22 protein-coding genes are annotated in these 22,739 nt (G+C 67.7%); 14 read left to right on the top strand and 8 right to left on the bottom strand.

What is annotated here, in order from left to right; all coding sequences use genetic code 11:
- Positions 1 to 20: 20 nt before the first annotated feature.
- Genes kdpC through kdpA form a run of 3 tightly spaced genes read right to left on the bottom strand, consistent with a single transcriptional unit; the run spans position 21 to position 4,498 of the window.
- Positions 21 to 638 carry a potassium-transporting ATPase subunit KdpC gene (gene kdpC, locus PQU95_RS09810; RefSeq protein ID WP_272751819.1) on the bottom strand — a complete coding sequence of 206 codons (618 nt, stop codon included), beginning with the start codon at positions 636 to 638 and terminating at the stop codon, positions 21 to 23.
- 19 nt (positions 639 to 657) lie between these two features.
- Entirely contained in the window at positions 658 to 2,796 is a 2,139-nt protein-coding gene (gene kdpB, locus PQU95_RS09805) for a potassium-transporting ATPase subunit KdpB (protein ID WP_272751818.1), read from the bottom strand.
- 13 nt (positions 2,797 to 2,809) lie between these two features.
- Complete coding sequence (kdpA, locus tag PQU95_RS09800; protein WP_272751817.1) at positions 2,810 to 4,498, bottom strand: potassium-transporting ATPase subunit KdpA; 1,689 nt, start codon at positions 4,496 to 4,498, stop codon at positions 2,810 to 2,812.
- A gap of 384 nt (positions 4,499 to 4,882) precedes the next feature.
- Here kdpA and PQU95_RS09795 point away from each other — a divergent pair, with 384 nt between their 5' ends.
- The 8 genes from PQU95_RS09795 to PQU95_RS09760 all read left to right on the top strand — a co-directional run bounded on the left by PQU95_RS09795 (position 4,883) and on the right by PQU95_RS09760 (position 14,735).
- A complete protein-coding gene (locus tag PQU95_RS09795; protein WP_272751816.1) occupies positions 4,883 to 5,992 on the top strand; it encodes an ABC transporter substrate-binding protein in 1,110 nt (369 codons plus the stop codon).
- On the top strand, positions 5,989 to 7,029 hold the full coding sequence (locus PQU95_RS09790) for a FecCD family ABC transporter permease (RefSeq protein WP_272751815.1): 1,041 nt from the start codon (positions 5,989 to 5,991) through the stop codon (positions 7,027 to 7,029). Before PQU95_RS09795 ends, PQU95_RS09790 begins: the two co-directional genes overlap by 4 nt.
- Positions 7,029 to 7,790 carry an ABC transporter ATP-binding protein gene (locus PQU95_RS09785; protein WP_272751814.1) on the top strand — a complete coding sequence of 254 codons (762 nt, stop codon included), beginning with the start codon at positions 7,029 to 7,031 and terminating at the stop codon, positions 7,788 to 7,790. The genes PQU95_RS09790 and PQU95_RS09785 overlap by 1 nt, the downstream gene beginning before the upstream one ends.
- Positions 7,791 to 7,962: 172 nt before the next feature.
- Positions 7,963 to 9,486 (top strand): ABC transporter substrate-binding protein, encoded by a 1,524-nt coding sequence (locus PQU95_RS09780; protein WP_272751813.1) that lies wholly within the window; start codon positions 7,963 to 7,965, stop codon positions 9,484 to 9,486.
- Entirely contained in the window at positions 9,487 to 10,449 is a 963-nt protein-coding gene (locus tag PQU95_RS09775) for an ABC transporter permease (RefSeq protein ID WP_272751812.1), read from the top strand.
- Positions 10,450 to 11,247, top strand: coding sequence for an ABC transporter permease (locus tag PQU95_RS09770; RefSeq protein WP_272751811.1), 798 nt, complete (start codon positions 10,450 to 10,452; stop codon positions 11,245 to 11,247). It begins immediately after the preceding gene.
- Complete coding sequence (locus PQU95_RS09765; protein ID WP_272751810.1) at positions 11,244 to 12,617, top strand: ABC transporter ATP-binding protein; 1,374 nt, start codon at positions 11,244 to 11,246, stop codon at positions 12,615 to 12,617. Before PQU95_RS09770 ends, PQU95_RS09765 begins: the two co-directional genes overlap by 4 nt.
- Before the next feature lie 231 nt (positions 12,618 to 12,848).
- The gene (locus PQU95_RS09760) at positions 12,849 to 14,735 is read left to right on the top strand and encodes a methyl-accepting chemotaxis protein (RefSeq protein WP_272751809.1); all 1,887 of its coding nucleotides are present in this window, start codon (positions 12,849 to 12,851) and stop codon (positions 14,733 to 14,735) included.
- An 80-nt stretch (positions 14,736 to 14,815) separates the two neighbouring features.
- Here the strand turns inward: PQU95_RS09760 and gcvA are convergent, their stop codons facing one another.
- Complete coding sequence (gene gcvA / locus PQU95_RS09755; protein ID WP_272751808.1) at positions 14,816 to 15,697, bottom strand: transcriptional regulator GcvA; 882 nt, start codon at positions 15,695 to 15,697, stop codon at positions 14,816 to 14,818.
- Between the two features lie 77 nt (positions 15,698 to 15,774).
- Here gcvA and PQU95_RS09750 point away from each other — a divergent pair, with 77 nt between their 5' ends.
- The 6 genes from PQU95_RS09750 (at position 15,775) to PQU95_RS09725 (ending at position 19,979) form a co-directional block, all read left to right on the top strand.
- Positions 15,775 to 16,326, top strand: a complete 552-nt coding sequence (locus PQU95_RS09750) for a chromate transporter (RefSeq protein WP_272751807.1) — start codon at positions 15,775 to 15,777, stop codon at positions 16,324 to 16,326.
- 1 nt (position 16,327) lies between these two features.
- Positions 16,328 to 16,843 (top strand): chromate transporter, encoded by a 516-nt coding sequence (locus PQU95_RS09745; RefSeq protein ID WP_272751806.1) that lies wholly within the window; start codon positions 16,328 to 16,330, stop codon positions 16,841 to 16,843.
- Positions 16,844 to 16,941: 98 nt separating this feature from the next.
- Complete coding sequence (locus tag PQU95_RS09740) at positions 16,942 to 17,721, top strand: DNA/RNA non-specific endonuclease (protein ID WP_272751805.1); 780 nt, start codon at positions 16,942 to 16,944, stop codon at positions 17,719 to 17,721.
- 121 nt (positions 17,722 to 17,842) lie between these two features.
- Positions 17,843 to 18,304, top strand: a complete 462-nt coding sequence (locus tag PQU95_RS09735) for a DUF3429 domain-containing protein (protein WP_272751804.1) — start codon at positions 17,843 to 17,845, stop codon at positions 18,302 to 18,304.
- Positions 18,305 to 18,307: 3 nt separating this feature from the next.
- Complete coding sequence (locus PQU95_RS09730; protein WP_272751803.1) at positions 18,308 to 18,670, top strand: hypothetical protein; 363 nt, start codon at positions 18,308 to 18,310, stop codon at positions 18,668 to 18,670.
- Positions 18,663 to 19,979 (top strand): ABC1 kinase family protein, encoded by a 1,317-nt coding sequence (locus PQU95_RS09725; RefSeq protein ID WP_272751802.1) that lies wholly within the window; start codon positions 18,663 to 18,665, stop codon positions 19,977 to 19,979. Before PQU95_RS09730 ends, PQU95_RS09725 begins: the two co-directional genes overlap by 8 nt.
- Here the strand turns inward: PQU95_RS09725 and PQU95_RS09720 are convergent.
- The 4 genes from PQU95_RS09720 to modB form a co-directional block, all read right to left on the bottom strand.
- On the bottom strand, positions 19,974 to 20,465 hold the full coding sequence (locus PQU95_RS09720) for a heme-degrading domain-containing protein (RefSeq protein ID WP_272751801.1): 492 nt from the start codon (positions 20,463 to 20,465) through the stop codon (positions 19,974 to 19,976). The two genes, PQU95_RS09725 and PQU95_RS09720, sit on opposite strands and share 6 nt — an antisense overlap.
- Before the next feature lie 82 nt (positions 20,466 to 20,547).
- Positions 20,548 to 21,354 carry a TOBE domain-containing protein gene (locus tag PQU95_RS09715; protein WP_272751800.1) on the bottom strand — a complete coding sequence of 269 codons (807 nt, stop codon included), beginning with the start codon at positions 21,352 to 21,354 and terminating at the stop codon, positions 20,548 to 20,550.
- Complete coding sequence (locus PQU95_RS09710) at positions 21,347 to 22,051, bottom strand: sulfate/molybdate ABC transporter ATP-binding protein (RefSeq protein WP_272751799.1); 705 nt, start codon at positions 22,049 to 22,051, stop codon at positions 21,347 to 21,349. The genes PQU95_RS09715 and PQU95_RS09710 overlap by 8 nt, the downstream gene beginning before the upstream one ends.
- Before the next feature lie 8 nt (positions 22,052 to 22,059).
- Positions 22,060 to 22,731: a molybdate ABC transporter permease subunit gene (gene modB, locus PQU95_RS09705; RefSeq protein WP_272751840.1), complete on the bottom strand. Its 672-nt coding sequence runs from the start codon at positions 22,729 to 22,731 to the stop codon at positions 22,060 to 22,062.
- Between the last annotated feature and the right edge of the window lie 8 nt (positions 22,732 to 22,739).

Below are 22,739 nucleotides of genomic sequence, written 5' to 3'. Positions count from 1 at the left end.
AACGGCACTTGCCAATGGTATCAGCTACGCGCCAGCGCCAGGTTCAGCTGCAGCACGTTCACCCGCGCCGTGGCGTCGCTGCCGAACCAAGCCACCAGGGCCTGCTGGCGTACCAGCTGTGCCAGCTTGCCGGCGTCCAGCTGGCGGGCGGCGGCCACGCGCGGTACCTGGTACAGCGCGGCGGCCAGGCTGATGTGCGGGTCCAGCCCGCTGGCAGACGCGGTGACCAGGTCGGCCGGTACCGGCCCGGCCGGCAGCGGGCCGGCGGCTTTCAGCGCGGCGATGCGCTCGGCCACCGCCTTGGCCAGCGCCGGGTTGGCCGGGCCCAGGTTGCTGCCGCCGGAGCCGGCGCCATTGTACGGCGTGCTGGCGGTGGCGGACGGGCGGCCCCAGAACTCGCCCGGTTTGCTGAAGGCCTGGCCAATCAGCGCCGAGCCCACCACGCGGCCTTGCTGCTGCAGCAGCGAGCCCTGCGCCTGCGCCGGAAACAGCCACTGCGCCAGGCCGGTGACGGCCAGCGGGTACACCAGGCCCAGCAGCAGGGTGAGGCCCAGCAGCAGGCGGGCGGCGGGCCACCACAGGGCGCTGGCGGCGGGTTGGGCAGCGTGGGTATCGCTGCCGGACAGTACGTGTTGCATACGGTTACCTTTCTACGAGTTACACCAGCCCCAGCAGGGCCAGCAGCATGTCGATCAGCTTGATGCCGGCAAAGGGCAGCAGCAGGCCGCCCAGGCCGTACACCAGCAGGTTGCGGCGCAGCAGCGCCTCGGCGCCCAGCGCACGGTAGCGCACGCCTTTCAGTGCCAGCGGAATCAGCACCACGATGATCAGCGCGTTGAAGATCACCGCCGACAGCAGCGCCGACGCCGGGCTGGCCAGCTGCATCACGTTCAGCAAGCCCAGCTGCGGGTAGGTGCCGGCAAACGCCGCCGGGATGATGGCGAAGTACTTGGCCACGTCGTTGGCCAGGCTGAAGGTGGTGAGCGCGCCGCGCGTCATCAGCATCTGTTTGCCGATTTCCACCACCTGGATCAGCTTGGTGGGGCTGGAGTCGAGGTCCACCATATTGGCGGCCTCGCGCGCGGCCTGGGTGCCGCTGTTCATCGCCACCGCCACGTCGGCCTGCGCCAGCGCCGGGGCGTCGTTGGTGCCGTCTCCGGTCATGGCCACCAGTTGGCCGCGCTGCTGGTAATCGCGGATCAGCGCCAGCTTGTTTTCCGGCGTGGCCTCGGCCAGGAAGTCGTCCACGCCCGCTTCGGCGGCGATGGCGGCGGCGGTCAGGCGGTTGTCACCGGTTACCATCACCGTCTTGATGCCCATCTGCCGCAGCTGGGCAAAGCGCTGCTTGATGCCCGGCTTTACCACGTCTTTCAGCTCCACCACGCCCAGTACGCGGGCGCCTTCGGCCACCACCAGCGGCGTGCTGCCACGGCTGGCGATGCCGTCTACCTGCTGTTGCAGGGCCGGGCTGAAGCTGCCGCCCAGCTGCAGCACATGGCGGCGGATGGCGTCGGCGGCGCCTTTGCGGATCTGGCGTTCGCCCAGGTTGATGCCGGACATGCGCGACTGCGCGGTAAACGGCACAAAGCTGGCGCCGGGCGGCACCAGGCCCTGGTGCAAGGCCTGCAAGGTGCCCTGCCCCAGCTGGCTTTCGCTCAGCACGCCGTCGTGGTGCGGGGCCACGGCGCGGGTTTGCTGCTGCGCCAGCACCACGATGCTCTTGCCTTCCGGCGTGTCGTCGGCCAGCGAGGCCAGCCAGGCGGCTTCGGCCAGCGCGGTGGGCGTGCTGCCGGCGGCGGCGATGAAGGCGGCGGCCTGACGGTTGCCGAAGGTGATGGTGCCGGTCTTGTCCAGCAGCAGCACGTCCACGTCGCCGGCGGCTTCCACCGCGCGGCCGCTGGTGGCGATGACGTTGGCCGCCATCAGCCGGCTCATGCCGGCCACACCGATGGCCGACAGCAGGCCACCGATGGTGGTGGGGATCAGGCACACCAGCAGCGCCAGCAGCACCGGCAGCGAGATCACCTCGCCGCTGCCGGCGGCGCCCACGCTGTACACCGAGAACGGCAGCAGCGTGACCGTTACCATCAGGAACACCAGCGTCAGCGCCAGCAGCAGGATGGTGAGCGCAATCTCGTTCGGCGTCTTGCGGCGCTTGGCGCCTTCCACCATCGCGATCATGCGGTCGATGAAGGTTTCACCGGGGTTCACGCTGACGCGCACCACGATCCAGTCCGACAGCACGCGGGTACCGCCGGTCACCGAGCTGAAATCGCCGCCCGATTCGCGGATCACCGGCGCCGACTCGCCGGTAATGGCCGACTCGTCCACGCTGGCTATGCCCTCGATGATCTCGCCGTCGCAGGGGATGAGGTCGGTGTGCTGCACCAGTACCACATCGCCCTTGCGCAGGTCGCTGGCGTCCACCACGGTAAAGGCGGCGCCGTAGCGCTGTGGTGCGGCCAGCTTCTTGGCGATGGTGGCTTTTTTCAGGCTTTTGAGGCTGGCGGCCTGGGCGCGGCTGCGGCCCTCGGCCAATGCCTCGGCAAAGTTGGCAAACAGCACGGTAAACCACAGCCACACGGCAATGCTGCCGGTGAGCCAGGCCGGCGCGTCGCCCTTGCCCTGTAGTGCCATCACCCACAGTACGCTGCACAGCACGCTGCCCAGGTACACCACGAACATCACCGGGTTTTTCAGCTGCTCGCGCAGCGCCAGCTTGCGCACGCTATCGCGCAGCGCCGGCTTCAGCAGTGCCGGGTCGAACAGCGGCAGGCTGATTTTGTTATCGCTCATTTTGCTCTCCTGCTTAACGCGCCCAGATCATCAGGTGCTCGGCCACCGGGCCCAGCGCCAGTGCCGGCAGATAGGTCAATGCGCCCACCAGCAGTACGCTGCCGACCAGCAGGCCGATGAACAGGCCGCCGTGGGTGGGCATGCTGCCGCTGGTGGTGGCCAGCGTCTTTTTGGCCGCCAGGCTGCCGGCCAGCGCCAGTACCGGCACGATGACGGCAAAGCGGCCCAGCCACATGGCGATGCCCAGCAGCGCGTTGTAGTACGGGGTGTTGGCCGACAGGCCGGCAAAGGCGCTGCCGTTGTTGTTGGCCGCCGAGCTGAACGCGTACAGCACCTCGCTGAAGCCGTGCGCGCCAGGGTTGGCCAGGCCGGCAAGGCCGGGCGCCAGCAGCACGCTGGCAGCGCTGCCGGCCAGCACCAGCGCCGGGGTGGTGAGGATCACCAGCGCCACCATCTTCATGTCGAACGCCTCGATTTTCTTGCCCAGGTATTCCGGCGTGCGGCCCACCATCAGCCCGGCCACGAACACCGCCAGCACGGCAAACACCAGCATGCCGTACAGACCAGAGCCCACGCCGCCAAATACCACCTCGCCCAGCTGCATCAGCCACATCGGCAGCATGCCGCCCAGCGCGGTCAGCGAATCGTGCATGGCGTTCACCGCGCCGCAGCTGGCGGCCGTAGTAACGGTAATGAACAGGCTGCTGGCGGCCATGCCGAAGCGCACTTCCTTGCCTTCCCAGTTACCGCTGCTGCCGTCCACGCCCAGTGCGGCCAACAGCGGGTTGCCCTGGCTTTCGGCGGCCATCACGCCGCTGGCGCAGGCGATGAAGATCACGCTCATCGCCGCGTACAGCGCCCAGCCCTGGCGACGGTCACCCGCCAGGCGGCCAAAGGCGTGGGTAAGCCCGGCAGGGATCAGAAAGATGGCCAGCATCTGCAGCAGGTTGACGAGCTCGGTGGGGTTTTCGAACGGGTGCGCCGAGTTGGCATTAAAGAAGCCACCGCCGTTGGTGCCCAGCAGCTTGATGGCTTCTTGCGACGCCACTGGGCCCAGCGCCAGCGTCTGCGCGTGGCCGGCCAGCGCGCTGTAATCGCTATACGCGGCCAAGGTTTGCGGCACGCCCTGCTGCACAAATACCAGCGCCAGCAGCAGCGACAACGGCAGCAGCAGGTAGACCGACACGCGCAGCACGTCGGCCCAGAAATTGCCCAGGTCGGTGCTTTCGCGGCGGGTAAAGCCGCGCATCAGTGCAAACGCCACCGCGATGCCGGTAGCGGCAGACAGGAAGTTCTGCACCGCCAGGCCGGCCATCTGGGTGAAGTAGCTCATCGTGCTTTCACCGGCGTAGCCCTGCCAGTTGGTATTGGTCACAAAGCTGATAGCGGTATTGAACGCCGAACCGGCCTCCACCGCGCCCATGCCTTGCGGGTTGAACGGCAGCAGGCCTTGCAGGCGTTGCAGCGCGTACAGCAGCAGCGCGCCCAGCAGGTTGAACACCAGCACCGCCAGCGCGTACTGGCGCCAGCCCATGCCGCTATCGCGGATACCGGCCAGCCGCAGCAGCGCGGCGTCCAGCGTTTGCCAGCGCGGGCCAACTTGCCCGGCGGCCAACGGTGCCAGCCAGGCGCCCATCGGGCGTGCAGACAGCGTCAGCAGCAGCATGAACACAGCCAGCAGGCTATAAAATTGCAGCATCATGGCAGGTCCTCCGCGTGCAGCAGCGCATGCACTAGCCAACCGGCCAGCAGCACGGCCAGGGTGGCCGCAGTCAGGGTAAGCAGGGTCATGACGCCCTCCTGCCGGATAAAGTGTGATAAACGCGCAGCAGGCCGACAGTGCTGCCAAACAGCAGCGCCAGCCCGCCCAGCCAGAGCAGATCTTGCATGATGACCTCGATAAGGGAAGTGACCCTGCCACTGTAGGGCGCGCCATCGAAAGATCGTGCTAAATGGTGGCGGTGCGGTGTAAACGCGGTATAAAAACGCTGCGACACCTGGCCGCACCCCTGCGACACTATGCCGCAGGCGCCGCGGCCAACGTTTACCGATAATCCGGCCTTTCCTTCCGTTGCCGGAGCCCCGCATGCCTGCCTTTTACCGCCCTATCCTGCTGGCCACCCTGTGCCTGCTGCCCGCCACCTCCCTGCTGGCCAAACCGGTGAAGTTCACCGACGTCAGCGGCCGCGAAGTCACCGTGGATGCGCCGGCCAAGCGCGTGGTACTGGGCTTCCACTTTGAAGAATTCACCGCCATTGCCGGCGCCAAGGCGTGGCAGAACGTAGTAGGCATCAGCAAGACCGGCTGGGCCGGCTGGCGCGCCGGCAACTGGGCACGCTATGTAGAAGTGATTCCGCAGCTGAAAGACATGCCGGACGTGGGCTTTACCGACGACAACAGCTTCAGCGCCGAAAAAGTGATCGCGCTGAAACCCGACGTGCTGATCCTGCCGGAATGGGGTTACAAGGCGCTGGGCCCGGCGGCGCAGCAGCTGAGTGCGGCCGGCATCCCCATCGTGGTGGTGGACTACAACGCGCAAACGCTGGAACGCCACCTGGCCAGCACCCGCGTACTGGGCAAGGTAATGGGCGCCGACCAGCGCGCCGAAGAACTGGCCAGCCTGTACCAGAAGAAATACCAGGACGTGATGGTGCGCATCGCGCGCGCCAAGGCCACCGCCAAGCCCAAGGTGTACGTGGAGCTGGGCCGTGACGGCGCCGACACCATCGGCAATACCTACCGCGACACCATGTGGGGCCAGATGCTGGACAACCTGGGCGCCGACAATATCGCCAACGGCCGCATCAGCGCCAACTGGGGCCCGCTGAACCCGGAAGCGGTGCTGGCGGCCAACCCGGATCACGTGATCATCGCCGGCTCGTCGTGGCAGAACCGCCCCAAGGCGGTAAAGCTGGGCTACGCCTCGGATGACGCCACCGCCCGCGCCACACTGCTGCCGTACACCAAACGCGCCGGCTGGGACACGCTGAAAGCCGTGCAGCAACAGCACTTGTACACGCTGGACCACGGCCTGGCGCGCACGCTGGTGGACTACACCGCCATGCAGTTCATCGCCAAGCAGCTGTACCCGGCGCAGTTTGCCGACGTGAACCCGGTGGCCGAGCTGCGCCAGTTCCACGAGCGCTACCTGCCGGTGAAGTACAGCGGTAGCTGGATGGTAACGCTGAAGCCGTGAGCACACTGAGCCTGCCCCTGCCCGCCGCCCGCCGGCTGGCGCCCGCACTGGCCATGCTGTTGCTGATGGCCGGCATGTTGCTGCTGTCGCTGCTGCTGGACGTGGCCAGCGGCCCGTCGATGCTGCCGCTGCGCGAAGTGGTTGCCGCGCTGAGCGGTAGCGGCGCCGAGCGCGGCAGCGACGTGATCGTGTGGCAGATCCGCCTGCCGGTGGCGCTGATGGCGCTGCTGGTGGGCGCCGCGCTGGGCTTGTCCGGGCTGGTGATGCAGACCGTGCTGCACAACCCGCTGGCCAGCAGCTACACGCTGGGCGTGTCGGCTGGCGCCGGCTTTGGCGCGGCGCTGGTGATCGTGCTGGGCAGCGCGCTGCCGCTGCCGGAAACCGTCGCCATACCGCTGGCGGCGTTCCTGTTTGCCGGCATTGCCTGCAGCGCGGTGCTGGGCATCGGCCGCGCCAAGGGCGGCCAGGCCGACAGCTACGTGCTGGGCGGTATTGCGCTGCTGTTTTTGTTTCAGGCGCTGCTGTCGCTGCTGCAATACCTGGCCTCGCCCGAGGCGCTGCAGGCCATCGTGTTCTGGCTGTTCGGCAGCCTGTACAAGGCCAGCTGGCCCAAGCTGGGGCTGGTAGCGGCCGTGCTGGCGCTGTGCCTGCCGCTGCTGCTGCGCGACGCCTGGCGCTTTACCGCGCTGGGGCTGTCGGACGAGCGGGCGCAAAGCCTGGGCGTCAACGTGACGGCGCTGCGCTGGCGCGCGCTGGCCATCGTGTCGCTGCTCACCGGCGCGGCGGTGGCCTTTGTCGGCACCATCGGCTTTGTCGGGCTGATCGCGCCGCACATCGCGCGCTTTTTGCTGGGCGAAGACCAGCGCCTCTTGCTGCCCGGCGCCGCGCTGTGCGGCGCGCTGCTGCTGTCGCTATCGTCGCTGCTGGGCAAATGGCTGTCGCCGGGGGCGCTGATTCCGATCGGTATTGTTACCGCCGCCGTCGGCGTGCCGTTCTTCCTGCTGCTGGTGATGCGCAGCAAACCGGGGGCGTGGTAATGCTGCAGGCACAACAACTGAACGTCAGCCTGGGGCGCCAGGCCATCCTGCACGATGTGTCGTTCGAGGCGCGGCCGGGCGAAGTCACCGCCCTGCTGGGCCCCAACGGCAGCGGCAAAACCACGCTGCTGAAAACGCTGGCCGGCCTGCTGCCGGCACGCGGCCAACTGCAGTGGCAGGGCCAGGCGCTGCCGCTGCAACGCGGCGGCCAACTGCACGCGGCCTGCGGCTACCTGCCGCAGGACTGCAGCACGCGCAGCCGCCTCAGCGTGACCGAAGCAGTGCTGCTGGGGCAGCTCGGCGCATTGGGCTGGCGCGTCAGCGCCGAACAGCGCGCTGCGGTACAGCAACAGTTGGCCGCACTGGGGCTGGGTGCGCTGGCCGAACGCCGGCTGTGCGAGCTCAGCGGCGGCCAACGCCAGATGGTGTTTCTGGCACAGGTGCTGCTGCGCCAGCCCGGCCTGTTGCTGCTGGACGAGCCGATCAGCGCGCTGGACCTGCAACACCAGGTGCAGGTGATGCGCAGCGTGCGCGAGCAAACGCAGGCGCGCCAGCTTACCTGCGTGGTGGTGCTGCACGATTTGAACGCCGCGCTGGCCTACGCCGACCGCGTGCTGTTGCTGCAGCACGGCCGGCTACTGGCCGCCGGCCCCGCCCGCGACATCCTTACCCCTACCCTGCTGGCGCCGGTATTCGGCGTGGCCATCCACCAGGCCCACACGGCCAGTGGCCACAGCGTGCTGTGCCCGCATGGCGGCTAGCAGCGCGCGGCCTTCCACCCTCGCCCCAGCCCGGCCTGCAGCGTGCACGCCGGGCTGCTGCTTTTGGCGCGCCATGCCACCTGCTGCGATGCGGCAAACCACACTTGCCAAACAAAATGTTACTGTATAGCATTACGGACGATAATAATTCTCGATAAAACCAAAACCCGCCATGCACCCTCTGCAATCCCGCCTTATTGCCGGCAGCCTGCTGCTGGCTGTCGGCCTGTCTGTCCAGGCCAAAGCGCTGAACCTGATCGGCCCGTGGGAAATCCACAGCTTGGACCCGTCGTCCAGCAGCGGCATTCTGTTTACCCGCTTGCAAGTGGCCGAAACCCTGGTCGACGCCGATAACGCCGGCACGCTCAAACCCGGCCTGGCCAGCCGCTGGCAAGCCAGTAGCGACCAGCTAAGCTGGCGCTTCACGCTGCGCGACGGCGCACGCTTTCACGACGGCAGCACGGTAAGCGCGGCCAACGTGGTGGCGGCGCTGGAAAAAGCGCGCAAGAAGCCCGGCATGCTGGAAAACGCCCCCATCAGCGCCATCCGTGCCGACGGCAAGGATGTGGTGGTGCAGCTGAGCAAACCGTTTGCCCCGCTGCCGGCGGTGTTTGCCCACACCCATACCCAGGTGCTGGCACCGGCGTCGTACGCCGCCGACGGTAGCGTAAAAAGCATCATCGGCAGCGGCCCGTACCGCATCAGCCAGCTGCAGCAGCCGCAACGCGTCAGCGTGCAGGCCTTTGCCGGCTGGCAGGGCAAGAAGCCGGCCATTACCGAGGTGGGCTACCAGGCCATCGGCCGCGCCGAAAGCCGCACCCTGATGGCAGAAAGCGGCCAGGCCGACATCGCCTTCGGCCTGGACCCGGTCAGCATTACGCGGCTGCAAGTCAGCCCGCGCGTCAGCATCGTGTCCGCCACGCTGCCGCGCGCCATCCAGATCAAGTTCAACGCCGGACACAAATGGCTGAACACTCCGGCCATGCGCCTGGCCATCAGCCAGAGCCTGAACCGCCAGGCCATTGCCACCGCGCTGCTGCGCGACCCGCAGATGGCGGCCACGCAGCTGTTCCCGCCCAGCATGAAAGCCTGGCACCAGCCGGCGCTGCCGGCGCTGGCCTACCAGCCCGAGCAAGCGCGCCGCAGCTTTGCCGCGCAGGGCTGGAAGCCGGACGCCGACGGCCAGCTGGTACGCAACGGCGAACGCTTGGCGCTGACGCTGCGCACCTACCCCGACCGCCCCGAGCTGCCGCTGATTGCCACCGCGCTGCAGGAACAGCTGCGCCAGGCCGGCATGGCGGTGCAGGTGAAGGTGGGCAACGCCAGCGAGATTCCGGCCGGCCACAAGGACGGCACGCTGGAGCTGGCGCTGTACGCGCGCAACTACGCGCTGGTGCCGGACCCGCTGGTCACGCTGCTGGGTGACTTCACCGACGACGGCGCCGACTGGGGCGTGATGAAGTGGCAGAACGCCGTGCTGTCGCAACAGTTGGCCGCACTGGGCCTGGGCGGGCTGAAGCCGGCCCTGGCCGCCGCCGCGCGGCTGAAAGTGGCCACCATCCTGCAACAGGAGCTGCCGGTGCTGCCGGTAGCCTGGTACCGCCAGAGCGCGGCGGTGAACAAGGCACTACGCGGCGTCAGCCTCGACCCGCAAGAACGCAGCTACCGCCTGAGCGACATGAGCTGGGGCCGCTAAATGGCCGCCATCACGCAACACGGCCTGGCCCGCGTGCTGGGCCAGCGGCTGATACAGGCGCTGGTGGTCTCGCTGCTGGTGGCCACGCTGTGCTTTGTGCTGGTGCAGCAGCTGCCGGGTGACATGGCGTTCCGCATTGCCGCCGGCCGCTACGGCTACGACTACGTAGACGCCGCCGCTGCCGACGCCGTGCGGCAAGAGCTGGGGCTGGCGCAACCGGCGTGGCAGCAGTTTGCCCACTGGCTGCAACAGCTGGCGCACGGCCAGCTGGGGCAATCGCTGGTGACCGGCGGCGCGGTGCTGGAGGAAATCGGCCACCACCTGGGCGCCACGCTGCAGCTGGCCGCCGCCAGCGTAGCGCTGGCCCTGGGGCTGGGCCTGCCACTGGGGCTGGCCAGCGGCCTGCGGCCCGGCGGCTGGGCCGACCGCCTGACCCTGCTGGCGAGCGTGGCGCTGCGGGCGCTGCCACCGTTCCTGCTGGGCCTGATGCTGATGCTGGGTTTATCGGTACAGCTGGGCTGGGTGCCGGCCGCCGGCCACGGTGAGGATGGCAACCTGCTGCTGCCGGCGCTGACGCTGGGGCTGGGCCTCTCAGGCCTCACCGCGCGCATCGTGCGCGACAGCGTGCTGGCGGTGGTGCAGTCCGACTACTACCGCTTTGCGCTCACCAAAGGCCTGTCGCCGTGGCGGGCGTTCTGGCGCCACGGCCTGCGCAATATCGGCGTCACCGTGGTGGCCTACGCCGGCGTGCAGCTGGTGCTGCTGATCGAAGGCGTGGTGGTGGTGGAAAGCCTGTTTGCCTGGCCCGGCATCGGCCACGCGCTGGTGCACGCCGTGTTCTGGCGCGACGTGCCGATGATCCAGGGCTGCACCCTGCTGCTGGCCTGGCTGTTCGTGCTGCTCAATACCCTCACCGACCTGTTATGCCTGGCCATCGACCCGCGTGGCCCGGCGGAGCCGTAAATGACTTATCTTGCTTTATTACCCTGGCACCGCCGCCTGGCCTGGCTGCTGCTGGGGCTGATCGTCCTGCTGGCCGTGGCCGGCCCCTGGCTGTGGCCGGACCCGGCACGCCAGGACCTGATGCAGTTTCTGGCCAGCCCCAGCCTGGCCGAGCCGCTGGGTCGCGACCAGCTGGGCCGCAGCGTGATGGCGCGCGTGGCCAGTGCCACCCGGCTATCGCTAGGGTTGGCCGCGCTGTGCGTGCTGAGCGCCGCACTGCTGGGCGGCCTGCTGGGCGTGCTGTCCGCCTGGCGCGGCGGCCTCACCGACACCGTGCTGCGCGGCGTGGCCGACGGCGTGCTGGCGCTGCCGGGGCTGCTGATCGTGCTGATTTTTTCCGCCATGGCCAAGGGCGGCTTTATCACGCTGTACCTGGGGCTGGCGCTGGCGCAATGGGTGGAATACTTCCGCATGACACGGGCGCGCAGCCGGCTGGTACTGGCCAGCCCGCACGTGGAAGCCTCGCGCCTGCTGGGCTTTGGCCCCGGCTATATCGTGCGCCGCCACCTGTGGCCGGAGCTCTCTCCCATGCTGCTGACCATGGCCAGCTTCGGCATGGCCACCGCCATCCTGGCGCTGTCCACACTGGGCTACGTCGGCGTCGGCCTGCAGCCACCAGCGGCCGAGCTGGGCCTGATGATGACAGAGGCCCTGCCGCATTACAGCGAAGCACCGCGGCTGGTGCTGGCCCCGGTAGCCGTACTGGCGCTGACCCTGGCCGCACTGGTGCTGCTGCGCCCGCTGGAGGTGAAACGATGAACAGCCTGCATCTGGACGGCGTAGCCGTCTACCAGCAACAACACTGCCTGCTGCAGGCGCTGGACCTCACCCTGTACCCAGGCGAGGCACTCACCGTGCTGGGCGAAAGCGGCTCCGGCAAATCGCTGCTGGCGCACGCCATCATGGGCACCCTGCCCGCCGGCCTGCGCGCCCGTGGCCAGCTGCGCCAGGGTAGCCAGACGTGGCCGCTGGCCGATGCGGCCAACCGCCGCGCGCTGTGGGGCCAGCAGCTGGCCATCCTGCCGCAAGAGCCGGCCACCGCGCTGGACCCCACCATGCGGGTACTGCCGCAGGTGGCGGAAGGCTGGCGTGGCGAAGCCGGCAGCGCCCAGGCCGAGGCGCGCGGCCAACTGGCGCGGCTGGGCCTGCAAGCGGCGCAGCGCCATTACCCGCACCAGCTGTCGGGTGGCATGGCGCAGCGGGTGGCATTTGCTGCCGCCACGCTGGGCGGCGCCGGCTTGCTGCTGGCCGACGAACCCAGCAAGGGGCTGGACAACCGCGCCTGCGCCACGCTGGCGCAGCTGCTGCAACAGCATCTGGCCGACGGCCGCTGCCTGCTGACCATCACCCACGACATCGCGCTGGCGCGCACGCTGGGCGGCCAGGTGCTGGTGATGCGCGGCGGCGAGGTGGTAGAGCACGGCCCGGCCAGCCGGGTACTGCAGCAGCCGCAGCACCCGTACACGCAACAGCTGTTGGCCGCAGAGCCGCCAGCGTGGCCCGCCATCGCGCACCCGGCGCCGGGCGACTGGCTGCTGCAGGGCCGCAGCCTGGCCAAGGCCTACGGCAGCCAAGCGCTGTTCCGCAACGTGGACATCGATATTGCCGCCGGCGAGCGCGTGGCCCTGCTGGCCGACAGCGGTGCCGGCAAAAGCACGCTGGGCAACATCCTGCTGGGGCTGACCCGTGCCGACCACGGTAGCGTGCGCTACCGCGACGGCTTGCCGCGCACCGCTTGGCAAAAGCTGTACCAGGACCCGGTGCAGGCATTTGCGCCGCACATTAGCCTGCACACCGCGCTGCACGACGTACTGCAACACTGCGGCCAACCTTTGGCCAGCCTGGAAACGCTGCTGCACCGGCTGCGCTTGTCGCCCGGCCTGCTGGCGCGCAAACCGTCGCAGGTGTCGGGCGGCGAGCTGCAACGGCTGGCGCTGATCCGCACCCTGCTGCTGCAGCCTGCGCTGCTGTTTGCCGACGAGCCCACCTCGCGGCTGGACCCGCTCACCCAGCAGGACACCGTGCACTGCCTGCTGGACGAGCTGGCGCGCATAGGCTGCGCGCTGCTGCTGGTGACCCACGACCACGCGCTGGCCGGCAAAACCACCAGCCGGCAGCTGCGGCTGTAGCAAGAACCTGCAGCAAAGCACCACGCCCCGCCTGTTGACTCAGCGCGGGGCGTGGTGTTTTCTGCGGCCAACTCAGAATGTAGCTGTAATATTATTTACAATTTGTTACTATTTGACAGGTTATTTGATAAATAACAATACAAGCAACACGGTTTTTCCACACACCCACCCAGGGCGACACGCTGCCAATACAAGGCAACGGCCGCCCTTTGTCATTCAACGAGGCACCCCATGTCCCTTAAACAGCGACTCATGCTTTTTGTGGCCATTCTGCTGGCCATCGCCATTGCCGTACTGTCTGCGCTGGCTTACCAGCGCATGCGCGTGGAAATCGTGCGCGGCGTAGAGCAGGAACTGAACGCGGCCATTGCCGGTAATAGCCAGGCACTGGGCCGCTGGGTAGGCCAGCGTGGCGACGCCATCCGCGCCACGGCAGGCCGGCTGGGCAAAGAAGACGCCAGCGCACCTTATGCCAGCCTGGAGCAAGGCAAAGCCGCCGGCGGCTTCGACCAGATCTTTGCCGGCTACGAAGACAAAGCCATGCGCTACGACGACCCGAACCGCCCGCCCAAGCCCGGCTACGACCCCACCGCCCGCCCTTGGTACAAGCTGGCCAGCGAAAAGCGCGGCGTGGTGCTGACCCAGCCCTATATGTTTTCCAGCCCGGCCAAGCTGGGTGTCACCCTGGCCAGCCCCATCCTGCGTGACGGCCAGCTGGTGGGCGTGGCCGGCGGCGATATCGTGCTGGAAGGTCTGATTGCCGTGGTAAATGGCATCAAGCTGCGCGGGGACGGCTACGCCTTCCTGGCCACCCGTGACGGCCATATCGTGGTGCACCCGGCCGAAGGCAGCACGCTAAAACCGGTAGGCGACGTGATGAGCGGCTTTGACACCGGCTTGCTGGCCTCGGCCAATGGCACGCCACAGCTGCACGAAGTGGACATCGACGGCAAAGCCTTCTACGCCGAGCTCGCTGTGGTGGAAGGTACCGACTGGGTGCTGGGCACCGTGGCGGAAAAAGACATTCTGCTGGCACCGCTGAACCAGATGCTGATCACGCTGGTGCTGGCGGGCCTGGCCGTGGCGGTGGCCGCTACCGTGCTGGCCAATGTGGCACTGAACCGCCTGCTGGCCAACCTGGTGCGCCTGCGTGACGCGCTGCTGGACGTGGCCAGCGGCCAGGGCGACCTCACCCACCAGCTGCAGATCGACAGCCGCGACGAAATCGGCCAGACCGCGCAGGCGTTCAACCGCTTCATCGGCAGCCTGCGCCAGATGTTCCTGGAGGTGCGCGAGCACACCGTGTCGCTGAACGGCGGCATCGACGACCTGAACGGCATCACCCGCCAGCTGGCCAGCGACTCGCAGCAGCAGGCCGACGCCTCCAGCGCCACCGCCGCCACCATCGAAGAGATCACCGTCAGCATCAACCACATTGCCAGCAACGCCGGCAGCGCCGAGGAATCGGTGGTACAGACCGGCCACACCTCGCGCCAGTCGGCACAGTCGGTAGGCGAGCTGGCCGATGGTATCGAAGGCATTGCCTGTGCCGTGGGCGAGCTGGCCACCACCCTGGGCGGCCTGGGCCAGCGTTCGGCGCAGATGGACCAGATCATCAACGTGATCAAGGACATTGCCGACCAGACCAACCTGCTGGCGCTGAATGCGGCCATTGAAGCCGCCCGCGCCGGCGAAATGGGCCGCGGCTTTGCCGTGGTGGCCGACGAAGTGCGCAAGCTGGCCGAGCGCACGTCCAAGGCCACGGTAGAGATCGGCCAGCTGATCCACGCCACGCACGAGGACGTGAATTCGGCGCTGGCCAATATGCACAGCACGCAGCAGTCGGTGCAGTCCGGCGTGGGCGCGTCGCGCCAGGTGGCCACCGAGATTGCCGGTATCGAGCAGGAAGTTGGCCGCGTGGTGCAAACCATCCGCGATATTGCCGACGCCACCCGCGAGCAGTCGATCGCCACCACCGAAATGGCGCGCGCCGCCGAGGTGGCCAACCACATGGCCATCGAAACCGACCAGGCAGTCCAGACCGCCACGCAAACGGTGAACGAGCTGCACCAGCTGTCCAGCCACCTGCACGGCATGGTGTCGCGCTTCCGCCTGTAAGCGCCCCGCCCTGGCAAGCAACAAGGCCGCAGCATCCGCTGCGGCCTTGTGCGTTGTACAGCCTGCGGCCAACCTGCCCGCTAGGTGCCGCCCTCGTCTTCCAGCCAGGCGCAAAACTCGGCGCACAGCGGGTCTTCTGCCAGCGCCAGCGGCACCACCCACGAATAACCGCGTACCCGCACTGCCGGGCCGGGCAGCGCGATCTGCAACTTGCCGCTGGCCAGCAGCTCGTCTATCACCGGCCTGGGCCCCAGCGTGATGCCCATGCCGTCCACCGCCGCCTGCAGCGCCAGATAGTAGTGATCGAAATGCTGCTTGGCCGCAGGTACCAGGCCGGGCACTCCGGCGGCGGCCAGCCAGCGCTCCCACGCGACCGGCCGCGTTTCGGAGTGCAGCAGCGTGTGCTGTGCCAGCGCGGCGGCATCCGGCAACGGCTGGCGCGCCAGCAAGGCCGGGCTGGCCACCGGCAGCTCGTGCTCGGTCAGGAAAATGTTCGACACAAAACCGGGCCAGTGGTCGTTGCCACGGCGGATGGCGATGTCGAAATCGGCGTTCTGGTTGTTGATGCTGGCGTCGGAGGTGGCCAGCCGCAGCTCCACCTCGGGGTGGCGGCGCTGGAACTGCGTGAGCCTGGGCAGCAGCCAGTGCATGGCCAGCGTAGGGGTGGCGTTGATACGCAACAGCCTGGGCTTCTGGTTTGTGAGTTTTTCAGTAGCATTGGCAATGCTGTCGAACGCGGCCTGCACCACCGGCAGGTACTGCCGCCCGGCGTCGGTCAGCCGTAGCCTGCGGCCAACCCGTTCAAACAGTGCCAGGCCCAGCCAGTCTTCCAGCAACGACACCTGGCGGCTGACGGCGCTATGGGTGACGTGCAGCTGCGCGGCGGCGGCGGTCAGGCTTTGGTAGCGGGCGGCCATTTCGAAGGCGCGCAGCGCATTCAGCGGCGGTAGCTTGCGGTTCATGTTTGTGAGAATAACGCACAAGCCAAGCCAGAAAAAGCCGTTTGTGCCGGCCTGCCGCCGGCCTTACGCTACGGGGTATGGATACCTTGATCATTCCCGACAAAAAAGCGCTGTTCGGCGGCTTTTTCCTCATCGGCCTCAGCGGCTTCGGCGGCGTACTGCCGCAAGCGCAGCACCAGCTGGTACAGCGCCGCCAATGGCTGAGCGACGCCGAATTTACCGAGCTGCTGGCGCTGGGCCAGATCCTGCCCGGGCCCAATATCGTCAATATGGCGGTGGCCATCGGCAGCCGCTTCCACGGCGCGCGTGGCGCGCTGCTGGCGGTGGCCGGGCTGCTGCTGGCGCCGCTGGCACTGATCCTGCTGCTGGCCACGCTATACCAGCATTACCAGCAAGCGCCGTGGCTGCAGCAGCTACTGGCCGGGCTGGCGCCGGCCGGCATCGGCTTGTTGCTGGGCATGGTACTGAAACTGGCTGCGCGCTTGCCGCGCCACTGGCGGCCATGGGCACTGGCGGGGCTGACCTTCGCGGCAGTAGCGGTGGTGCAGTTGCCGCTATGGCTGGTGCTGCTGGCACTGGCGCCGCTGGCCGTGGGGCTGGCGTGGCGTTTTCCGCAGGCGGGGCACTGACATGCTGATCTTCCTGTTTCTGATGTTTATGCAGTTTTCGTTGCTGGCGGTAGGCGGCGCCAATGCCATCGTGCCGGAGCTGCACCGTGTGGTGGTGTCCGAGTTGCACTGGATGAGCGGCCAGGAGTTCGCCGCGCTGTTTGCGCTGGCACAGGCGGCGCCAGGGCCGAACGTGCTGGTGGTGAGCCTGGTGGGCTGGAAGGTAGCCGGCGTGCCCGGCGCCATTGTCAGCCTGATCGGCATTTGCCTGCCGTCGTCGCTGCTCAGTTTCTGGGTGGCGCGCTGGTGGCAGCAGGCGCGTGGCAGCCGGCTGACCACCGCCATCAACAGCGGGCTGGCGCCGCTGACGGTGGGGCTGATCGGCGCCGGCGTGGCGATGATGGCGGCCAGCCATCCGCTATCCCTTACTGGTGGTGCGCTGCTGGCATGCTGCGCGCTGCTAAGCTGGCGCACGCGGCTGAACCCGCTATGGCTGCTGGCGGCAGGCGCCGCGGCCGGCTTGGGCGGGCTGGTGTAAGCCTGCCGCCGATAGCGCCGCATTAAACGGGCAACAAGACAACTTTGCGATAAAACTTGCTATAGAATTGCCGGCCTTTTCCCGCTGTTGTTGCCTGCATGAAAAAGCCGCTTGCCCTGTTGCCCCTGCTTGTTGCCCTGGTTTACGCCGCCGCCGGTCACTTCCAGAGCCCTGCCGCCCCCCCTGCGGCCAACCCCGAACCCAGCGGCCCGCAAGTAGCCACCCAGTTTGCCGACTGCCCGCAGCTGTTCTACCGCAATACGCCCCCGGCCATCGCCGCCAGCTTGCAGCACGCCCGCGTACGCGAGCTGTGTTTTGACGATTTTGCCGTGCTGCACGACGGTAATAGCCGCACACCGCTGTTTGCCGCCGAAAAACTGTCCGCCCGCAGCCTGGCCGATGCGGACGAAAAACGCACCGACCGCTTTTACGAAGAGGCGCGCTTGCGCAGCAGCGAGCGCGCCACGCTGGCCGACTACCGCGGCAGCGGCTACGACCGCGGCCATATGGCGGCGGCGGCACAGCGCACCACGCCGGCGGCGATGGCACAAAGCTTCAGCCTGGCCAATATGGTGCCGCAGGTGCCGGAAAATAACCGTGGCGTGTGGGCTCGTGCGGTAGAGGCCGCCACGCGCAAATACGTACAGCGCGCCCGTGGCGAGGTGTATGTGTTTACCGGCCCCTATTTCGACCCGCAGCAAGCGCCGCGCTACGCCGGCAAGGTGCGCGTGCCGGATGCGCTATACAAACTGGTGTACGACCCGAGCGCCGGCAAGTCGTGGGTGTACTGGGTAGCCAACGCCGACGTGGCCAAGCCGCAAATGCTGGCCTACGACGAGCTGGTACGCCGCACCGGCATCCGTTTCCTGCCGCAATAAGCCGCACCCGCGGCGCCAGGGTTGGCCGCAATACGCTATTTTGTCCACGCTTTGTACTGGACAAAAAGAGCGCCTGTTTCTAAGATCAGGGCAGTTACTCCTGCTGCCCCGGTCTGCCATCATGACTTCCGATACTGCCCCCGCAAGCTTGCCCGCCCCCGCCGCCTGGCTGGGGTACGGCGGTGCCCTGCCCTTTGTCAGCCTGGCCGCGCTGTGCTGGCTGGCGGCCGGCCACGCCGGCTTCTGGTTTGGCCTGCTGCTGGTGTACGGCGCGGTGATCCTGTCGTTTGTCGGCGCCCTGCACTGGGGCTTTGCCATGACGCTGCCGGGGCTGGATGCCACCCGTCGCAGCCGCATGATGGCGTGGAGCGTGGTACCGGCGCTGCTGGCCTGGCCTGCCGTGTTGCTGCCCGCAGCCCCCGGCGTGGCCACGCTGCTGCTGGGCTATCTGCTGCACTATCTGCAAGACCGGCGCCTGTGCCGCGACGTGGACCTGCCCAGCTGGTACCTGCCGCTGCGCCGCCACCTCAGCCTGGCCGCCGGCATCAGCCTGCTGGCCGGTGTGCTGGCATTGCAGGCCTGAACCATGAGCCGCTACTTCAACAAACTGGCGGGTTTCAGCCGCAGCCCGGCCGGACTGGAAAGCCGGCTGCTGGTGCTGGCGCCGCGCTGCCTGCTATACGGCACGCTGTTGCTGGGTAGCCCCCTCTGCCTGTGGCGGCTGCAACTGTGGCTGTGGCCCGGCAGCCTTAGCGCACAACAGGCGGGCATGGTGGATATCCTGGCTATCAGCTGGCTGATTCTGCTGTGGACGGTGGTGTTTACCGTGGCGCTGGGCGCGTGGATCGTACGCATCATGAAGGGCCCGGCCTACGTGGCCGACGCCTACCCGCTGGCCGACCACCCGCGCCCCGGCAGCCAACCCGCCCTGCCCCCGCCCCATGACTGACAACGCCAAATCCCGCGCGGTACCGGTGGGCCGCCTGTCGCGGCTGGCGCGCCTGGGCAGCCTGGCGGGCGGCATAGCCGGTGGCATGGTAGCCGAAGGCGCGCGCCGGCTGGCCAGCGGCCAACGCCCGCAATGGCAAGACCTGCTGCTGACGCCGGCCAATGCGGCACGCTTTGCCCACCAGCTGTCGCAAATGCGCGGCGCGGCGATGAAGATGGGCCAGTTGTTGTCGATGGACGCCGGCGAGCTGCTGCCGCCCGCGCTGCGCGACATCCTGGCCACGCTGCGCGAAGACGCGCACACCATGCCGCTGAGCCAGCTGGCCGACGTGTTGGAACAGGAATGGGGCGACGACTGGCAAACGCGCTTCAAACGCTTTTCTTTCCAGCCGGTAGCCGCCGCCTCCATCGGCCAGGTGCACCGCGCCGAGCTGGCCAGCGGTGAAACACTGGCCATCAAGGTGCAATACCCCGGCGTGGCGCGCAGCATTGATAGCGATGTAGACAATGTGGCCAGCCTGCTGCGGCTAAGCGGCCTGCTGCCGCCGGGTTTCGACCTGGCTACCCTGCTGACCGAAGCCAAGCGCCAGCTGCACCAGGAGGCCGACTACCAGCAGGAAGCGGCCAACCTGCAGCACTACCGCCAGCTGCTGGCCGGCCACGCAGACCTGTTGCTACCGCAAACCGTACCCGAGCTATGCACGCCGCGCATCCTGGCGATGAATTTCATCGACAGCGTGCCCATCACCACGCTGCAACAGGCGCCGCAAGCCGAGCGCGACCGCATCGCCACCCTGCTGTTCGATTTATTGCTACGGGAAATCTTCGACTTTGCCTGCCTGCAAAGCGACCCGAACTTTGCCAACTACCGCTACCAGCCAGATAGCGGCCAGCTGGTACTGCTGGATTTCGGCGCCACGCGCCGGCTGGCGGCCGATACCGTGCAGCACTACCACCGCCTGCTGTTGGCCGCACAGGCGCAAGACCGGCAGGCGCTGGGCGAAGCCGCCACCGCGCTGGGCTACTTTCCGCAGCAGGTGTCGGCCCGCCATTACGACGAGGTGATGGCTATCTTCCTGCTGGCCTGCGAGCCGCTGCGCCACGCCGGTGCTTACGATTTTGGCCGCAGTACGCTGGCCGCCCGCATGCGCGACGCCGGCTGGGCCATGCGCCACGAGCGTGACGCCTGGCACACACCGCCGGTGGACGCGCTGTTTCTGCACCGCAAGGTAGCCGGGCTGTACCTGTTGGCCGCACGGCTACAGGCGCGGGTGGATATCGCCGCGCTGTTTGCCCGCTACGCGCTATAGCGGCAGGCGCGGCACATCGGTCAGCCCGTACTGGCGCGCCAGCACGGCGACCACCAGCTCGTGGTCGGCGCGCTGCGCCAGGCCGGACACCCCTACCGAACCGATGCAGCCCACCCCGGCCACACGCAGCGGAAAGCTGCCGCCGTGGCTGGCGTAATCGCGCTCTGGCAGCGCGCTGCGCTCGGCCAGGGTCTTGCCTTTGAGCTGGCAGGCCAGCCCCACGGCGTAGGAGCTTTGCTGAAAGTGCTGCACCACATTGTGTTTGCGCCGCAGCCAGTCGTCGTTGGCGGGCGTGGCACCGGGCAGCATGCTGAAAAACAGGCGCTGCTGGTTCACCGTAATGGCAATGGCCACCGGCGCCTGCTGTGCCAGTGCCTGCGCGCGTAGCGCCACCCCCAGCTGCCAGGCGTCGTTTTCATCAAAATGCGGCAATACCAGCGTGGCTTCCTGGCGGGCGACCAGCGCCAATTCGTCTTGTAGCAACATGGGGTGTCCTTCGAAGGCGGGGTTAGCCAGTATGCCGCAGCCTGCGCGCAGGGTCATGGCGGCCGTGAGCGCAGCGCGCCATTCAGGCCGGTACCGCCAGGATCACGCTGGACGCCTTGAACAGCGCGCTGGCCGGCTGCCCCACCGCCAGCGCCAGGGTATCGCAGCTGTCCTGGGTAACCACCGCAGCCACGCTGCTGCCACCTGGCAGGGCGATGACCACCTCGGTATTGACTGCGCCGGGCTGGATACGCGCAATCTCGCCGTGCAGCTGGTTGCGCGCCGAAAAGCGTGCGCTGCCGGCGTCGCTTACCAGCATGATGGACGATGCTTTCACCAGCGCCAGCGCCTGCGCGCCCGGCTGCAAGCCCAGGCCCAGCACGCTATCGTGGGTAACAATAGCCACAATGCGCTGGCCGCCCGGGGTCAGCAGCGTCACTTCGTCGTTCACTGCGCCGTGTGTTACCGCCTCGACGGTACCGGCAAACTGGTTGCGCGCGCTGGTTCTCATGGCCATTTTCCGTATCAGTAGGTAGTCGTCGGCCAGCGCGGGCGCCTGGCTGGCCAGGCTGTGGACAAAGCGCTGGTGCTCGGCCTGCAGGGTATGAAAATTGTGCAATAGCTGCTCGCCACGCACCGTAAGCTGCGTGCCGCCGCCACCCTTGCCGCCGGCCAGGCGCGCCACCAGCGGCTCGCCAGCCAGGTTGTTCATGGTGTCGATGGCATCCCACGCCGCCTTGTAGCTCATACCCGCTGCCTTGGCCGCCCGGGTGATGGAGCCGCAGGCGGCAATCTGCGCCAGCAGGGCCATGCGGTCGGCGCCGCCCAGCGGCTGGCCGTCTATGGTCAGCCACAGGCTACCTTGTAGCTGGATGGTTTTATCAGTCATGGCGGGGCGGTGCCTCGGGAAAGGTGGCCAGGTTGGCCGCATGGGCCTGGCCGTCGCGCAGCTCGAATACTTGCTGGCCAAACAGGGCCACGTCTTGTTCATCGTGGGTAATCAGCACCAGCGGGATCTGCACCTGCGCCAGCAGGGCCAGCAAGGTCTGGCGCATATCGTGGCGCAGTGCAGGGTCCAGCGCGGCAAAGGGCTCGTCCAGCAGCAAGGCGCCCGGCTTGGCCACCAGCGCCCGCGCCAGCGCCACACGCTGGCGCTGGCCACCGGACAGCTCGCCAGGCAGCTGCTGCGCCATGGCCGCCAGGCCAAAGGTGTACAGCCAGTGCTCGACTTCGTCGTGCTGCGCACGGGTACGCGGGTTCAGCCAGCCGTGCACCAGGCCAAAGGCCACGTTTTGCCGCACGGTCAGGTGGGGAAACAGCGCGTAGTCCTGAAACAGATAGCCCAGCTGCCGCGCCTGCGGCGTCAGGTTGACCCCGCCGGGCTGCGAAAACAACAGCCGCCCGCCCAGGCGGATATGGCCGCTGTCTGGCGTCATCAGGCCGGCAATCGCTTTAAGCGTGAGGCTTTTGCCGGCACCGGACTGGCCAAACAGCACGGTGTGCTGGCTGGCGGACTGCAGCTGTACGTTCAGCTCAAAGCGGCGCTTGCCGGTATGCAGGGTTTTCTGGATGGCGATATCAAGCATGCGGCCCCCTAGCGCTGCGCCACCCGGCCGGGGGCCAGGTAGCCTGCGGCCAACAGTACGCAGATGCACACAGCAGAAATTACGCCTACCAGCAGGTTGGCCACATCGTCCTGCCCGGCCTGCACGGCTTCGTATACGGCAATCGACAGGGTCTGGGTTTTGCCCGGAATGCTGCCCGCCACCATCAGCGTGGCGCCAAACTCGCCCAGCGCACGGGCAAAGGCCAGCAGGATACCGGCCAGAATGCCGCGCCAGGCCAGCGGCAGGGTAATGCGGAAAAACACCGCCAGGCGGCTGATACCCAGCACCTGCGCCGCCTGCTCCAGCTGGCCGTCTACCGCCTCGAACGCCGCCCGCGCCGGCTTGAATACCAGCGGAAACGCCACCACCGCGGCCGCGATGACCGCGCCCTGCCAGCTGAAAATCAGGTTAATGCCCCACTGCGCCTGCAGCCAGCCACCCAGCGCGCCCTGCCTGCCCAGCAACACCAGCAGGTAATAGCCCAGCACGGTAGGCGGCAGCACCATGGGCAGGGTCAGCAGCGTGTCCAGCACATCGCGCCCGGGAAAACGACCGCGCGCCAGCACAAAGCCGGTCGCCACGCCCGACAGCGCCGCCAGCACGGTGGCCAGGCCCGCTACCTTCAGCGATAGCGCCAGCGCCACCCATACGGTGTCCATACCCGCCA

It is taken from the genome of Vogesella aquatica, from assembly GCF_028548455.1.
Lineage (GTDB): Bacteria > Pseudomonadota > Gammaproteobacteria > Burkholderiales > Chromobacteriaceae > Vogesella > Vogesella aquatica.
This window is presented reverse-complemented; position numbering and strand designations above follow the sequence as displayed.

Excerpts from the sequence above, each read along its gene's own strand:
- kdpC (WP_272751819.1), bottom strand. The coding sequence starts at position 638 with ATGCAACACGTACTGTCCGGCAGCGATACCCACGCTGCCCAACCCGCC.
- kdpB (WP_272751818.1), bottom strand. The coding sequence starts at position 2,796 with ATGAGCGATAACAAAATCAGCCTGCCGCTGTTCGACCCGGCACTGCTG.
- kdpA (WP_272751817.1), bottom strand. The coding sequence starts at position 4,498 with ATGATGCTGCAATTTTATAGCCTGCTGGCTGTGTTCATGCTGCTGCTG.
- PQU95_RS09795 (WP_272751816.1), top strand. The coding sequence starts at position 4,883 with ATGCCTGCCTTTTACCGCCCTATCCTGCTGGCCACCCTGTGCCTGCTG.
- PQU95_RS09785 (WP_272751814.1), top strand. The coding sequence starts at position 7,029 with ATGCTGCAGGCACAACAACTGAACGTCAGCCTGGGGCGCCAGGCCATC.
- PQU95_RS09780 (WP_272751813.1), top strand. The coding sequence starts at position 7,963 with ATGCACCCTCTGCAATCCCGCCTTATTGCCGGCAGCCTGCTGCTGGCT.
- PQU95_RS09775 (WP_272751812.1), top strand. The coding sequence starts at position 9,487 with ATGGCCGCCATCACGCAACACGGCCTGGCCCGCGTGCTGGGCCAGCGG.
- PQU95_RS09770 (WP_272751811.1), top strand. The coding sequence starts at position 10,450 with ATGACTTATCTTGCTTTATTACCCTGGCACCGCCGCCTGGCCTGGCTG.
- PQU95_RS09765 (WP_272751810.1), top strand. The coding sequence starts at position 11,244 with ATGAACAGCCTGCATCTGGACGGCGTAGCCGTCTACCAGCAACAACAC.
- PQU95_RS09760 (WP_272751809.1), top strand. The coding sequence starts at position 12,849 with ATGTCCCTTAAACAGCGACTCATGCTTTTTGTGGCCATTCTGCTGGCC.
- gcvA (WP_272751808.1), bottom strand. The coding sequence starts at position 15,697 with ATGAACCGCAAGCTACCGCCGCTGAATGCGCTGCGCGCCTTCGAAATG.
- PQU95_RS09750 (WP_272751807.1), top strand. The coding sequence starts at position 15,775 with ATGGATACCTTGATCATTCCCGACAAAAAAGCGCTGTTCGGCGGCTTT.
- PQU95_RS09745 (WP_272751806.1), top strand. The coding sequence starts at position 16,328 with ATGCTGATCTTCCTGTTTCTGATGTTTATGCAGTTTTCGTTGCTGGCG.
- PQU95_RS09740 (WP_272751805.1), top strand. The coding sequence starts at position 16,942 with ATGAAAAAGCCGCTTGCCCTGTTGCCCCTGCTTGTTGCCCTGGTTTAC.
- PQU95_RS09735 (WP_272751804.1), top strand. The coding sequence starts at position 17,843 with ATGACTTCCGATACTGCCCCCGCAAGCTTGCCCGCCCCCGCCGCCTGG.
- PQU95_RS09730 (WP_272751803.1), top strand. The coding sequence starts at position 18,308 with ATGAGCCGCTACTTCAACAAACTGGCGGGTTTCAGCCGCAGCCCGGCC.
- PQU95_RS09725 (WP_272751802.1), top strand. The coding sequence starts at position 18,663 with ATGACTGACAACGCCAAATCCCGCGCGGTACCGGTGGGCCGCCTGTCG.
- PQU95_RS09720 (WP_272751801.1), bottom strand. The coding sequence starts at position 20,465 with ATGTTGCTACAAGACGAATTGGCGCTGGTCGCCCGCCAGGAAGCCACG.
- PQU95_RS09715 (WP_272751800.1), bottom strand. The coding sequence starts at position 21,354 with ATGACTGATAAAACCATCCAGCTACAAGGTAGCCTGTGGCTGACCATA.
- PQU95_RS09710 (WP_272751799.1), bottom strand. The coding sequence starts at position 22,051 with ATGCTTGATATCGCCATCCAGAAAACCCTGCATACCGGCAAGCGCCGC.
- modB (WP_272751840.1), bottom strand. The coding sequence starts at position 22,731 with ATGGACACCGTATGGGTGGCGCTGGCGCTATCGCTGAAGGTAGCGGGC.